Origin of the sequence: Nonomuraea sp. NPDC050680, assembly GCF_040654555.1 — a bacterium.
In the GTDB taxonomy this organism is placed as follows: domain Bacteria; phylum Actinomycetota; class Actinomycetes; order Streptosporangiales; family Streptosporangiaceae; genus Nonomuraea.
The window spans coordinates 125,526-138,378 of the sequence record NZ_JBFAIF010000016.1; the positions used below are offsets into that span (position 1 = coordinate 125,526).

The following is a 12,853-nucleotide window of genomic DNA, read 5'->3' on the forward strand; positions in this document are numbered from 1 at the left end:
AGGACGCCTTGACCTCGTAGGACGCCTTGACCTCGTAGGACGTCGCGTAGGGTGGCCGCATGAAACGTACTGCCGCTGCCTTTGTGGTGTTCGCGTCAGTTTCGTGCGGCGGGCAGGCGCCGGTCGCCTCACAGGCGCAACCCCAGCAGCCCCCGGCCGACGCTCAGGCCGCCCGGGCGCAGACCCAGCCGCCCGTGCCCGCGACGCGCACCCCGACGGCGAAGACCGCCTCGCCCAAGCCCGCGGAGCCGCCCAGGTTCAGTGCCAAGGTCACCAAGGTCTCGCGCAGCCGGCTGCCCTACTCGTGGAAGCCCGGCTGCCCGGTCTCCTACCAGGACCTGCGCCTGATCACGATGACCTACTGGGGCTTCGACGACAAGCCGCACACCGGCGAGCTGGTCGTGCGCAAGACGGTCACCGACGACGTCGTCAAGGTCTTCGGGAAGCTGTACGCCATGCGCTACCCGATCAAGCAGATGCGGCTCGTGGACGTCTACAAGGGCGACGACTACGACTCCATCGACGCCGACAACACCTCGGCCTTCAACTGCCGCGCGGCCACCGGGTCCAGCAACTGGTCCAACCATGCCTTCGGCGAGGCGATCGACCTCAACCCGCGCGAGAACCCCTACGTCACCGCGAGCGGCAGCACCGCCCACCCGAACGCCAAGAAGTTCGCCAAGCGCCCCGCGAAGGGCGAAGGCGTGATCAACTCCGGCGACCGGGTGGTCCGGGCCTTCGCCTCGGTGGGCTGGGGCTGGGGCGGCGAGTGGTCGGGCACCAGGGACTACCAGCACTTCAGCCGCAACGGCCGGTGACAGCCGGTACGGGCATCGGGCTGACAGAATCAGGTCATGGCGGCTAAGGACGGCGACGGTTGGACCCAGTGCGCCCGGGGGCACCGGCACTGGGGGCTGCACGGGGCTTCGGGGCTCCTGGCCGTACACCATGACGAGCGCGGCGTTCCGTACGTGCTCATGCAGAAGCGCTCATGGTGGAGCCACCACGGCGGCACGTGGGGGCTGCCGGGAGGCGCGCGCGACAGTCACGAGGACGCCGTGGCGACCGCGCTGCGCGAGGCGCACGAAGAGGCGGCCGTAGTCGGCGACGGCCTGCGCGTACAGGGTGTCTACCTGGACGATCACGGCGGGTGGGCGTTCGAGACCGTGATCGCCGAGTCGGCCGAGCTGCTTGCGGCGGCGCCCGCCAACAGCGAGAGCACCGAGCTGCGCTGGGTGCCGCTGCCCGAGGTCCCGGGCAGGAAGCTGCACCCCGGCTTCGCCGAGTCGTGGGACAAGATCCAGCCGGAGCTCACCCCCGAGACGCTGGTGCTCGACGTCGCCAACATCGTCGGCGCCCGAGCCGAGCACGGCTGGTGGAAGGACCGGCTCGGTGCGGCGACGCGGCTGCTGACCGAGGTGGCGACGCTGCGGCTGCGGCATCAGGTGCTCGCGCAGTGGTACCCACGGATCGTGGCGGTCGTGGAGGGCGCCGCGAAGAAGGCGCCGGACGTGCCCGGCATCGAGGTGGTGGCGGCGACGGACAGCGGAGACGACGCGATCGTGGACGTCGTACGGCGGGCGCGGCCGTGGGAGCGGGTGGTCGTGGTGACGGCGGACAGAGGGCTCAAGGAGCGCGTCAGCGAGCTGGGAGCCAGGACCGTGGGCCCCAAGTGGCTGCTGTCACAACTGGACGACTAGGACGCCGCCGATAACTGGACGCTGTCGAAGACGGCCCTCAGGCCGGTCACGTCGAGCACCCGGCGCAGCACCCCCTGCACGCCCGTAAGGCCAAATGACCCGCCGCGCTCGCCAACCTCGCGCTGGTGCTCGACCAGCACCCACAAGCCGCTGGAGTCGCAGAACGCCAGCGCGGCCGTGTCGATGACGATCGAGACATGACCGGCGGCGATCAGCTCGCCGAGGATCTTCTTGAGCCGGGGCGCGGTCAGCTTGTCGAGGTCACCGTCAAGGCGCACGCTCGCGCTGCCCTCGGCCCGGTCCACCTCAATGCTGAGATCCGCCACCTCCCGAACGTACACCGCCGTCACCACAGCCGCTATCGTGGTGTGCGCACTGGAGGGTTCGCATAGTGGACGAGTGCAGCCGCCTTGAAAGCGGCCAGGTCAGCGATGGCCTCGTGGGTTCGAATCCCACACCCTCCGCCATACTTCACGGCAAGGCCGGGTAGTTACGGGGATTTGGGTTCTTGTCAATCGGTTGAGACAGATAGCGAAGATCATCTGAAGAGTGGAGCCTGGTCGCGTTCCGACTGACCGGACGCGAGTGACCAGGCGATGGCAGAATGTGACCATGCGGCCACCCCGAGCGAGATCTTTCAACACCACCGGCCCATGCGACCCGCGGCGCCATTACATGCTGCCCCCCACGCCACGACTCCCCGAGGCACGGGTGCTCATCGAGATGGATCGCTATTTCGTGCTGCACGCGCCCCGGCAGACCGGGAAGACGACCGCGCTGCGCACCCTGGCCTCCGAGCTGACCGCCGAGGGCGACATCGCCGCCCTGATGTTCTCCTGTGAGCGCGCCAAGTCGGCCGGTGACGACTTCGCCCTCGCGGAATCACTTCTGCTGGACTCCCTCCGCGCGGCTGCGAAGCGGTCGGGCTGGCCCGGCGCGCTCCTGCCGCCGGAGCCATGGCCGCAAGTCACACCGGGAAGCCGGTTCGTTGAGGCACTGAGCGAGTGGTGCCACCACTGCCCGCGCCGGGTGGTGCTGTTCATGGATGAAATCGACGCCCTGCAGGGCAACAGCCTGGTCAGCATCCTCAGCCAGCTGCGCGACGGCCACAACGCGCGGCCAGAGGGCTATCCGTTCCCCGTCTCCGTAGCGCTGTGCGGGTTGCGCGACCTGCGTGACTACAAGGTCGCCTCAGGCGGCGAACCCGGCCGGTCCAACCCGGCCAGCCCGTTCAACATCGTCGCCGAGTCGCTACGCCTGGGCGACTTCACCACCGACCAGATCGCCGAGCTGTACCACCAGCACACACAGGCGACCGGCCAGGAGTTCACCAAGGACGCGGTGGACCGGGTCTTCGAGCTGACCCAGGGACAACCGTGGCTGGTCAACGCCCTCGCCAACGAGGTCATCATAAAGATGAAGGTGAACGGCACCATCACCACCGCCCAAGTGGACGAGGCCAAGGAGCGGCTGATCCGAGCGCGTGCCACCCATCTGGACACGCTCGTGGCCCGCCTGCACGAACCGCGGGTCAAGCGGGTGATGGAGCCTGTGCTGGCCGGGACCTTCCCCAACATCGACCACACCTTCTCCGATGACCTGTCCTACGCCACCGATCTGGGCCTGGTCAAGCAGAAACCTCCGCTGGAGGTGGCGAACCCGATCTATCGGGAGGTCATCCTGCGGGTCCTGGGTGACTCCTCGGCACAGTACGTGACGGCCGACCCTCGCAGCTTCGTACTGCCGGACGGCCGTTTCGACCTGCCGCGCCTGCTGGAGGAGTTCGTCGTGTTCTGGCGCGAGCACGGCGAAGTCCTCATCCGGCAGGAGGGCTACCACGAGGCCGCCTGCCAGATCATCCTCATGGCCTTCCTGCACCGGCTGGTCAACGGCGGAGGCCAACTCGACCGGGAGTACGCCGCCGGCACCAAACGCCTGGACGTACTGGTCCGCTGGCCCTACACCGGCCCCGAAGGCGAACGACTGGTGCAACGGGAAGCCATGGAGCTGAAGGTCTGGCGCGCGAGCGGAGACGACCCTAAGCCCGACGGCCTCGCGCAGCTCGACCGGTACCTGGACCGCCTCACCCTCTCCACCGGCGTGCTGGTGATCTTCGACCGGCGCCCCGAAGCCCCACCCTGGAAGGAACGAGGCGGTTTCGAGCAGGCGACCACACCGTCCGGCCGCCAGGTCACCGTTCTGCGCGTGTGACGGGCGGCGGCCGGCCCCGCACTCATTCCCCCTGAGCGGCGAATCCGTCGCCGACGCTGGCGGCCAGCGCCCAACTCGTCGACCTGGTGGCGGACGGCTGGGAGGGGTCTGACTGTTCCTGCCTGGCACACCAGGCAGGACCGTTCGCGTGAGGTCTTGTTCAGCTCGGCATACGCAGCGCGGAGCCCGGATTGTCCAGCCAGAACCGCTGCCCCTCCGCTACCGCGCTCCGGGTTGACCACCCATACCCGGTGGATCCCGTCCTCTTCCTCGGTCTCTAGGTGCAGCCCAGTGAGAGCGGCTATGGCGAGCGTGGCGCCAGGCGGGGCGTCGGCGATGACACGGGGGTCAACCCTGGTGAAGGACTGGACGGGCTCCGTGTCGTCTTCCTGCGGGAGATACTGTGCGCTGAGCGCGGATCGGCATATAGGCGGCGCCGGTGCGTTTCGCTGTCGACGAGCACGCCGTCGCAGTCAAAGATGACGAGTTCAATTGGAGTGCTCATCTGGACAGGCTAGAGAGGAGCGGTAGTTCGTGTCAGGGGCGTGATCCGATGACCGGCGCGCGGGGTGCCGGGAGCCGGGCGACGCGAGCCGAAGCATCGGCGATGCCGTCTTCGAACTTAACGGGATTTGGTTCTTGTTAATCGGTTGAGACAGACGACAGGACTCTCGGTGAAGATCATCTGAAGAGATGCAGTCCCGTTGCATTCCGGTTGACCGGCGCGAGCGACAGGGCAGTGGCAGAATGTGATCATGCGGCCACCCCGAGCAAGGACTTTCAACACCGCCGGCCCGTGCGGCCCGCAGCACCACTACATGCTGCCCCCCACACAGCGGCTCCCCCAGGCGCGCGAGCTCATCGAGATGGATCGCTACTTCGTGCTGCACGCACCCCGGCAGACCGGGAAGACGACCGCGCTGCGCACCCTGGCCACCGAGCTGGCCGCCGAAGGCGACACCGCCGCCCTGATGTTCTCCTGCGAGCGCGCCAAGTCGGCCGGCGACGACGTCGACTGGGCGGAGTCGCTGCTACTGAATTCCCTCCGTGAAGCCGCCGCGCGCTCGGGATGGCCAGAGGAGCTCCTGCCGCCGGATCCCTGGCCGCAGGTCACGCCGGGCAGCCGCTTCGGTTCGGCGCTGAGCGAGTGGTGCCGCCGCTGCCCGCGCCGGGTGGTGCTGTTCCTCGACGAGATCGACGCCCTACAGGGCAACAGCATGGTCAGCATCCTCAGCCAGCTCCGCGACGGCCACAACGCACGGCACGAGGGCCATCCGTTCCCCTCGTCCGTGGTGCTGTGCGGGTTGCGCGACCTGCGTGACTACAAGGTCGCCTCAGGCGGCGAACCCGGCCGGTCGAACCCGGCCAGCCCGTTCAACATCATCACCGATTCGCTACGCCTGGGCGACTTCACCGCCGACGAGATCGCCGAACTGTACGACCAGCACACTCAAGCGACCGGCCAGGAGTTCACCAAGGACGCGCTGGACCGGGTCTTCGAGCTGACCCAGGGACAGCCATGGCTGGTCAACGCCCTCGCCTTCGAGATCACCTTCAAGATGAAAGTGACCGGCACCATCACCGCCGGACAGGCGGAAGACGCCAAGGAGCGGCTGATCCGAGCCCGCGCCATCCATCTGGACGCGCTTGTGGCTCGGCTGCACGAGCCCCGGGTCAAGCGAGTGATCGAACCGATCGTGGCCGGCACGGCGACGAGTATGGACTCTGCTATTGACGACGACATCTCCTACGTCCACGATCTGGGCCTCATCCGCGGGACCATGGACCTGGAGATCGCCAACCCCATCTACCGGGAAGTCCTGCTCCGGGTGCTGGGCGATCGTACGGCGCGGTTGGTCAAGACCGATCCGCATAGTTTCGTGCTCCCCGATGGCCGTTTCGACCTGCCCCGGCTGCTGCAAGAGTTCGTCGTGTTCTGGCGCGAACACGGCGAAGTCCTCATCCAGCAGGAGGGCTACCACGAGGCCGCCTGCCAGATCATCCTCATGGCCTTCCTGCACCGCCTCGTCAACGGCGGCGGCTACCTCGACCGCGAATACGCCGCCGGCACCAAACGCCTGGACGTACTGGTCCGCTGGCCGTACACCGGCCCGGACGGCGAACGCCTGATGCAACGCGAGGCCATGGAGCTGAAGGTCTGGCGACCCAGCGCAGAGGATCCGATGCCCGAGGGTCTCGCCCAGCTCGACCGATATCTGGACCGGCTCACCCTGACCACCGGCGTGCTGGTGATCTTCGACCGGCGCCCCGAAGCCCCACCCTGGAAGGAACGAGGCGGATTCGAGCAGGCGACCACACCGTCCGGCCGCCAGGTCACCGTTCTGCGCGTGTGACGGGCGGCGGCCGGCCCCGCACTCATTCCCCCTGAGCGGCGAATCCGTCGCCGACGCTGGCGGCCAGCTGCAGGTAGGCCTCCCTGGTCGGTTCCTGGAGGCGTTCGAGGTCGATCTCGGCGCCTTCCTCCAGATGCGGGTCGTACGGCACGCGGATCACCGCGCGGCACCGCGCCGCGAAGTGGGCTTCCAGCTTGGAGATGTCGACCGCCGACTTCGAGCGCGGCCGGACGCTGCAGAGCACCACGGTCGCCTCCCGGACCAGGTTGCCGTAGTGGTGCGCCTCCAGCCAGTCGAGCGTCGCCGACGCGGCCCTGGCGCCGTCCACGGACGGGGAGCTGACCAGCACGATCTGGTCGGCGAGGCCGAGTACGCCGCCCATGGCCGAGTGGAGCAGGCCGGTGCCGCAGTCGGTGATGCAGATCGAGTAGAAGTTCTCCAGCACCTGTGAGACGGCCTGGTAATCAGCGCCGCTGAACGCCTCGGACACCGACGGGTCACGGTCCGACGCGAGCACCTCCAGCCGCGAAGGCGCCTGCGAGGTGAACGCCCTGATGTCCACGTACCTCTTGACCTGGTCGCTCTCATTGAGCAGGTCGCGTACGGTCGCCGAGGTCTCCAGGGTGAGCTTGTCGGACAGCGTCCCGCGGTCGGGGTTCGCGTCGACCGCGATCACCCGGTCGCCGCGCATCGCGGCGAGGGTGGCGCCCAGGCCGACCGTGGTCGTGGTCTTGCCCACACCGCCCTTGAGACTCAGTACGGCCACGCGGTGGTGGCCGGTGGCGACCGGGGTGCGGGCCCTGGTCAGCAGCTCACGGCGGCGGCGGACCTCTGGCGGCTCGCCCGGCTTGATCCAGCCGCCCGACGCCTTGTAGATCAGCCGGCGCCAGCCCTTGGAGGGGGCGTTGCGGCGGCCGCGCAGGAGCGACTCGGGGTCGAGGCTGTCGGCCGTGGGCCTGCCGGTGATCGGGGGGCGAGGCGGGGCGTTGAAGACCGGTACGGGGGCGGGGCGGCGGCGCGGAGCGGGGGGCTCTGGCTCTTCGAAGGTGCGCGGCTGCTCGTAGGCGCGGTCCTGTTCGTAGGAGCGCGGCTGGTCCCACGAGCGGTCCTGCTCGTGGGAACGGTCCTGCTCAAAGGAACGCTCAGGCTCATAGGAGCGGTCCTGCTCATAGGAGCGGTCCTGCTCATAGGAGCGGTCCTGCTCGTAGGCGCGGTCCTGCTCGTACGGCTTCGGCTCGTCGAATGGCCGGGACGGCGGCTTCGGCTCGTCGAACAGCCGCGGCTTCGGCTCGTCGAAGGCGCGGGAGGGCGGCTCGTCGAGGGTCCGCGACTCCTCGAAGGCGCGCGGCTCCTCGAAGGTGCGCGGCTGCGACGGCTGGTCGAGGGCCGACGGCTTGTCCAGGGCCGACGGCTTGTCCAGGGCCGACGGCTTGTCCAGGGCCGACGGCTTGCCGAAGGCGGACGGCTGGTCGACGGCCGGAGACTTCTCGGCGGCCGGCGGCTTGTCGAAGGTCAGCGGCAGATCGAAGCTCAGCGGCTTGTCGAAGCCGGGCTTGTTGAAGAGGGGCTTCTCGGACGCGGGCTTGTCGAAGGCCGGCGGGTCGAAGGCGGGCGGCGTGTCGAAGTTCAGCGACTTGTCGAAGGTCAGCGGGACCTCCAGCCGTGGCTCCGTGGCGTCCTCCGGAGGCGGCGGCTCGAAGGTGCCCGGAGGGGGCTCCTCGGCCTTGTCGACCTTGTCGGCCTTCTCCGCCGGGCGCGGCTCGTCGAACGTCTCGGCCGGGCGCGACCACTCCGGCGGCACGGGCCAGGCGGACTTCGTCTCCTCCTCCGGCTCCTCGGCGACCGGCTTCTTCGCCGGCTCCGGGAACGACAGCAGCGAGTAGGAGTCGGTGTCGTCGGGCCGGGGCAGCGGCTTGAGCGGCGCAAGGAACGCGTCGTCGGACTTGCCCAGGCTCACCGGCGGCGAGACGGGCTGGGCCTCGTCCTTCGCGCCGATGTCCTTCTTGTCGAAGTCTCGCGTACCGAGATCCCGCGTACCGAGATCCCGCGTACCGAGATCCCGCGTACCGAGATCCCGCGTACCGAGGTCCTTCGTGCCGGACGGCGAGCTCCCCCCGTCGGTGAGCTCCTCCGCGGGCGCCGTGCCGTACACGGAATCGACCGCGGCCCTGAACAGCGGCGTCGGCGTCTCGTGTTGGCTCGGCACCGAGAGCCAAGGGTCCTGGGGGTACGGCGAAGCGACGGAGTCCTCCGAGGCAGAGGCGCTGACCGAGATCGGAGCCTCTTCCGTCTCCTTGATCGCGTCCAGCCAGGCCAGCTGTTCCTCGAGAGATTCCTCTCGATCGTGTCTTGCCACCGTGTTCTCCCCCTGGTGGGTGTAAAGGGGCAGCAAACTTATTGCAGGTTAACGCCATGACTCGCGGCAGTGGTCGCCAACCTATAACTTCCTTGCCCGGCTACGGTGATTGCATGCGAGCCATCGAGATCACCAGGCCCGGACCACCAGAGGTTCTGGAGTGGCGGGAGGTGCCTGATCCACGTCCTGACCGGGGGGAAGTCCTGATCGACGTGGTGGCCGCCGGGGTCAACCGGGCCGACCTGCTTCAACGCCAGGGATTTTACGATCCGCCGCCGGGCGCGCCGCCGTACCCGGGGCTGGAGGTCTCCGGCGTGGTGGCCGAGATCGGCGAGGACGTGGAGCACGTCACGCCGGGCGACGAGGTGTGCGCGCTGCTGGCCGGGGGCGGCTACGCCGAGCGGGTGGCCGTGCCGTGGCAGCAGGTGATGCCCGCGCCCGAGGGTGTGCGGCTGGTCGAGGTGGCTGGGCTGCCCGAGGTGGCGTGCACGGTGTGGTCCAACGTGTTCATGGCCGCCCGGCTGCGGCGCAGCGAGACGCTGCTGGTGCACGGCGGGGCGAGCGGGATCGGGACGTTCGCGATCCAGCTGGCCAAGGCGTTCGGGTCGCGGGTGGCCGCGACGGCCGGGTCGGCGGCGAAGCTGGACCGCCTCAAGGAGCTGGGCGCTGACGAGACGGTCGACTACCACGAGGAGGACTTCGCCGAGCGGGTGGCGGCCGACGTGATCCTCGACATCGTGGGTGCCAAATACCTGTCCAGAAATATCCGGACACTCCGTACGGGCGGCCGGCTGGTGATCATCGGACTGCAGGGCGGCGCCAAGGCCGAGATCGACCTGGGCGCCCTGATGGCCAAGCGAGCGACCGTCTACGGCTCCACGTTGCGCGCCCGCCCGGCCGACGAGAAGGGCGTCATCGTGCGCGGCGTCGTCGACAACGTGTGGCCGCTGATCAGCGCGGGCGCCGTACGCCCCGTGGTGTACGCGGAGGTGCCCATGGCGGAGGCGGCGGAGGCTCACCGAATGATGGAATCGGGAGAGCACATCGGCAAAATCCTGCTAGTACGGTGAGTGTTATGAATGCTGAGGACAACAACACCCCCCACATCGTGGTGGTGGGCCCGGACTTCCAGGGTCAGGGCGATAACGGCGAGGATGAGCGCTCGGTGACGAACCTCGTCGAGCAGCCCGCCAAGGTGATGCGCATCGGCAGCATGATCCGGCAGCTTCTCGAAGAGGTCCGGGCGGCTCCTCTCGACGAGGCCAGCCGTAAGCGGTTGAAGGAGATCCACGAGTCCTCCATCAAGGAGCTCGAGGACGGCCTGGCCCCCGAGCTGGTCGACGAGCTGGAGCGGCTGTCACTGCCCTTCACCGACGAGAACGGCACGCCGCCCAGCGAGGCCGAGCTGCGCATCGCGCACGCCCAGCTCGTCGGCTGGCTCGAAGGCTTGTTCCACGGCATCCAGACGACGCTGTTCGCGCAGCAGATGGCGGCGCGCGCCCAGTTGGAGCAGATGCGCAGGGCGTTGCCCGGCGTGCCCCACGGTGACGACTCGCAGCGGCCGCACGGCGGCTCGGGCCCCTACCTGTAAAGCTCTTACCTGTAAAGCTCTTCGAGTACGAGCGCGACACCGTCGTCGTTGTTGGCCGCCGTCACATGGTCCACGGCGGCCAGCACGTCAGGGTGCGCGTTGGCGACCGCGTAGGACGTACCGGCCCAGCCCAGCATGGGCAGGTCGTTCGGCATGTCACCGAACGCCACTACTTGTGATGGCGTAATCCCGTGCTGCCCGGCGAGCGCGGCCAGGGCCGTGGCCTTCGTCACACCGTGGGCGCTCATCTCGATCAGCCCTCGGCCGCTGGAGTGCGTGGGGGTCACCAGGTGTCCCACGAGCCCGCACACGGCCTCGTGCAGCGGGTCGGGAGCCATGTCCGGGTGCAGGGCCAGCAGCTTGGCGCAGGGTCGTGAGGTCAGCGTCGCCGCGCCGACACGGAGGCCGCCAATGGCCTTGCTGTCCCACCCGCCGAGTGGGAAATCGGACTCATGCGCAAAACCCCCTTCATACTCGACCGAAAATGCGAGTTCGGGCACGTTCGCTCTTAGCTGAGCGACGACTTGCTCCAGTACGTCGACCGTGATGAGGTGAGATTCCACTATCTGTTCGGTATGCAGATCGTAGATCAACGCACCGTTTGCACAGATTGCCAACCCTCGGTGACGCACCGCACCCGCCACACTGCTCATCCATCTAGGCGGGCGACCCGTGACGAACACGAGCACGGCACCAGTTTCTTCGACTCTCGCGAACGCCGCTGCCGTACGGGGAGAGACGGTTCCGTCGGTCCGCAGAGCGGTTCCGTCGAGGTCGGTGGCCACAAGACGCGGCGTTGCAAGGCTTCGCATAACAGGTTCCAGTTTGCCCGGTCATGCCGCCGGCCAGAAATCTTCCTAGGGAGGGGAACACCAACGCGCCAGAATGGTGTTAGATGTGATGGCGTTGTATTAGCTGATCCCGTTGTGAAAACCAGCATGACTTTGTCTGAGCCACCCCGGGTGCTTGCTGTACGACACACCGGGACTCGCGAGGTGCGGGTCCCATAGATTCACATCCTGAGGGAGAGCTTTTATGGCTCAGGGAACCGTCAAATGGTTCAACGCCGAGAAGGGCTTCGGCTTCATCGCCCCGGACGGCGGTGCGCCGGACGTGTTCGTGCACTTCTCCGAGATCGTCGGCAACGGCTACCGCAGCCTTGAAGACGGCCAGCGGGTCGAGTTCGAGATCACGCAGGGACAGAAGGGGCCCCAGGCCTCGCAGGTCCGTGCCATCTGACCTGTAGCAGCGAGACAGACCGGGGTTCGCTTCCAGCGGGCCTCGGTCTTTCGCGTTCCTGGGCCCTGTTCCGACCCGTGTGACAGCCCGGTCACAGGTGTGACTCAACTCACACAACGGCCGAACCACTGATGCTTCACCGCCATCGGCCCATATATGAGGTACGCGTGGCTATGTCACCGAGCGACCTTGGTCGCCGTGTTCGTGCTGCTACTCAACGACCGTCTGTTCAAGCACCTCTGGCCTGGGCCGGCCTGGCGTGCTCGCCGGAGGAGCCTCCGGGAGCGCTCACAGCGGCTGGGAGGGCCCTCAGAGCGCCTGACAGCGCCGCTGGAGCGTCGAGCGGATCACTGGGGGCTTCTGAGGCTCTCGGAGCGCCTGAGGGGGTTTCCCGAGCTGCTGAAGGGACTCCCGGAGCGGTGGCGGGCGATGGCCATTGTGCCGTTGGCCGTGTTCGCCGTCGCAGCGGCCGCTGAACCGCCTTCCGTGGCGGACTCCGTACAGGTGGACGGGGATCAGATCGTCGTGCTGATCGCCGGCCGCGATCAGGGCTCCATCACCGGGATCTCCTCCCTGGACGGCGGGGCCACCTGGTCCGACTACTACGGCAGGCCGGTACGGCCGCCGCAGACCGCCGCCTGCGTACCCGGACAGCCGCAGCGGTGCTACCGGGTGCTTCCCGGGCGGCCGGCGGTCGCCGAGTCCGACGACGGGGGCAAGACGTGGCGGCCCTCCTGGAGCCTGCCGGACGATCAGTACGACCGGTTGGCCAGGCGGTACGACCCGAGCTCCACGACCGGGCCCAGGTCCCTGGCGCTGGCCGTACAGGCTCGGCCCGAAGGCCATGTCGTGGTCGTCGCCAACGGAGTCGACGGCGTGCTCGTACGGGACGTCACCGGAACGTGGCGGCGGGAGGGATGGCCGGAGCCGCTCGCGTCCCTCGGCGACGAGACGGCGAACCTGGATCCCGAGCAGCGCGTGGCGCTGGTCCTCGCCGCCCTGATGCTGCTCGGCGCCGTCGGGACGGGGATGCGGCGGCTCAGCGGTGTCTACGCCGCGTCCGCGCTGGTGGTGTGCGTGGGGCTGTACGCCGCGCTCGGCGCGGACGGCGATCCGGCGGCGCTGGCGACCGGCATGACGCTGCTCGGAGTCATGGTGTGCCTCGTCGCCGCCATCGCCGGGCCGGCCAGTGGTGTGGCGGTGGCCGTCGGGTTCGGGGCGGCGCCGCTGGTGTACGCGGCCGTGTACGTGCCCTTCTATGGCTGGGCCCACGGGATGCCGGACTCGTACGCCGTGGCGGTGGGGGCCGCTGTCGTCATGACGGCGGGGGTGGTGGCGGCGAGCGGCGCGCTCATCAGGCGCGACATCCACCGTCGAACAGCCACCTACTGACCGCTTGAAC

The 12,853-nt window shown here is 68.4% G+C and carries 11 protein-coding genes and 1 tRNA gene; 9 read left to right on the forward strand and 3 right to left on the reverse strand.

Annotated elements, in window-relative coordinates:
* Positions 1 to 59 precede the first annotated feature (59 nt).
* Together AB0H88_RS38140 and AB0H88_RS38145 are read left to right on the forward strand one after the other, a co-directional pair.
* Entirely contained in the window at positions 60 to 818 is a 759-nt protein-coding gene (locus AB0H88_RS38140; protein ID WP_357653292.1) for a M15 family metallopeptidase, read from the forward strand.
* A gap of 36 nt (positions 819 to 854) precedes the next feature.
* Positions 855 to 1,700, forward strand: coding sequence for an NUDIX domain-containing protein (locus tag AB0H88_RS38145; protein ID WP_357653294.1), 846 nt, complete (start codon positions 855 to 857; stop codon positions 1,698 to 1,700).
* On the opposite strand, the gene AB0H88_RS38150 is transcribed toward AB0H88_RS38145, so the two are convergent.
* Positions 1,697 to 2,026 carry an STAS domain-containing protein gene (locus AB0H88_RS38150; RefSeq protein ID WP_357653296.1) on the reverse strand — a complete coding sequence of 110 codons (330 nt, stop codon included), beginning with the start codon at positions 2,024 to 2,026 and terminating at the stop codon, positions 1,697 to 1,699. The two genes, AB0H88_RS38145 and AB0H88_RS38150, sit on opposite strands and share 4 nt — an antisense overlap.
* Positions 2,027 to 2,077: 51 nt before the next feature.
* Between AB0H88_RS38150 and AB0H88_RS38155 the strand changes: the two genes are divergently transcribed.
* The 3 genes from AB0H88_RS38155 (at position 2,078) to AB0H88_RS38165 (ending at position 6,265) form a co-directional block, all read left to right on the forward strand.
* A tRNA-Ser gene (locus AB0H88_RS38155) sits at positions 2,078 to 2,167 on the forward strand.
* A 145-nt stretch (positions 2,168 to 2,312) separates the two neighbouring features.
* The gene (locus tag AB0H88_RS38160) at positions 2,313 to 3,911 is read left to right on the forward strand and encodes an AAA family ATPase (protein ID WP_357653297.1); all 1,599 of its coding nucleotides are present in this window, start codon (positions 2,313 to 2,315) and stop codon (positions 3,909 to 3,911) included.
* Positions 3,912 to 4,666: 755 nt separating this feature from the next.
* Positions 4,667 to 6,265 carry an AAA family ATPase gene (locus AB0H88_RS38165; protein ID WP_357653299.1) on the forward strand — a complete coding sequence of 533 codons (1,599 nt, stop codon included), beginning with the start codon at positions 4,667 to 4,669 and terminating at the stop codon, positions 6,263 to 6,265.
* Between the two features lie 22 nt (positions 6,266 to 6,287).
* Here AB0H88_RS38165 and AB0H88_RS38170 read toward each other — a convergent pair whose 3' ends face one another.
* Positions 6,288 to 8,621: an AAA family ATPase gene (locus tag AB0H88_RS38170; RefSeq protein WP_357653301.1), complete on the reverse strand. Its 2,334-nt coding sequence runs from the start codon at positions 8,619 to 8,621 to the stop codon at positions 6,288 to 6,290.
* Between the two features lie 113 nt (positions 8,622 to 8,734).
* Between AB0H88_RS38170 and AB0H88_RS38175 the strand changes: the two genes are divergently transcribed.
* Together AB0H88_RS38175 and AB0H88_RS38180 are read left to right on the forward strand one after the other, a co-directional pair.
* Positions 8,735 to 9,691: an NAD(P)H-quinone oxidoreductase gene (locus AB0H88_RS38175; protein WP_357653303.1), complete on the forward strand. Its 957-nt coding sequence runs from the start codon at positions 8,735 to 8,737 to the stop codon at positions 9,689 to 9,691.
* Between the two features lie 5 nt (positions 9,692 to 9,696).
* Positions 9,697 to 10,212 (forward strand): bacterial proteasome activator family protein, encoded by a 516-nt coding sequence (locus tag AB0H88_RS38180; RefSeq protein WP_225301362.1) that lies wholly within the window; start codon positions 9,697 to 9,699, stop codon positions 10,210 to 10,212.
* A 5-nt stretch (positions 10,213 to 10,217) separates the two neighbouring features.
* On the opposite strand, the gene AB0H88_RS38185 is transcribed toward AB0H88_RS38180, so the two are convergent.
* The gene (locus AB0H88_RS38185; protein WP_357653304.1) at positions 10,218 to 11,024 is read right to left on the reverse strand and encodes an HAD family hydrolase; all 807 of its coding nucleotides are present in this window, start codon (positions 11,022 to 11,024) and stop codon (positions 10,218 to 10,220) included.
* A 223-nt stretch (positions 11,025 to 11,247) separates the two neighbouring features.
* On the opposite strand from AB0H88_RS38185, the gene AB0H88_RS38190 reads away from it, so the two are divergent.
* Both AB0H88_RS38190 and AB0H88_RS38195 read left to right on the forward strand, forming a co-directional pair.
* Positions 11,248 to 11,451: a cold-shock protein gene (locus tag AB0H88_RS38190; protein ID WP_043619750.1), complete on the forward strand. Its 204-nt coding sequence runs from the start codon at positions 11,248 to 11,250 to the stop codon at positions 11,449 to 11,451.
* 429 nt (positions 11,452 to 11,880) lie between these two features.
* Positions 11,881 to 12,843 carry a hypothetical protein gene (locus AB0H88_RS38195; RefSeq protein ID WP_357653306.1) on the forward strand — a complete coding sequence of 321 codons (963 nt, stop codon included), beginning with the start codon at positions 11,881 to 11,883 and terminating at the stop codon, positions 12,841 to 12,843.
* Positions 12,844 to 12,853: the final 10 nt, after the last annotated feature.

Excerpts from the sequence above, each read along its gene's own strand:
- AB0H88_RS38140 (WP_357653292.1), top strand. The coding sequence starts at position 60 with ATGAAACGTACTGCCGCTGCCTTTGTGGTGTTCGCGTCAGTTTCGTGC.
- AB0H88_RS38145 (WP_357653294.1), top strand. The coding sequence starts at position 855 with ATGGCGGCTAAGGACGGCGACGGTTGGACCCAGTGCGCCCGGGGGCAC.
- AB0H88_RS38160 (WP_357653297.1), top strand. The coding sequence starts at position 2,313 with ATGCGGCCACCCCGAGCGAGATCTTTCAACACCACCGGCCCATGCGAC.
- AB0H88_RS38165 (WP_357653299.1), top strand. The coding sequence starts at position 4,667 with ATGCGGCCACCCCGAGCAAGGACTTTCAACACCGCCGGCCCGTGCGGC.
- AB0H88_RS38175 (WP_357653303.1), top strand. The coding sequence starts at position 8,735 with ATGCGAGCCATCGAGATCACCAGGCCCGGACCACCAGAGGTTCTGGAG.
- AB0H88_RS38180 (WP_225301362.1), top strand. The coding sequence starts at position 9,697 with ATGAATGCTGAGGACAACAACACCCCCCACATCGTGGTGGTGGGCCCG.
- AB0H88_RS38185 (WP_357653304.1), bottom strand. The coding sequence starts at position 11,024 with ATGCGAAGCCTTGCAACGCCGCGTCTTGTGGCCACCGACCTCGACGGA.
- AB0H88_RS38190 (WP_043619750.1), top strand. The coding sequence starts at position 11,248 with ATGGCTCAGGGAACCGTCAAATGGTTCAACGCCGAGAAGGGCTTCGGC.
- AB0H88_RS38195 (WP_357653306.1), top strand. The coding sequence starts at position 11,881 with ATGGCCATTGTGCCGTTGGCCGTGTTCGCCGTCGCAGCGGCCGCTGAA.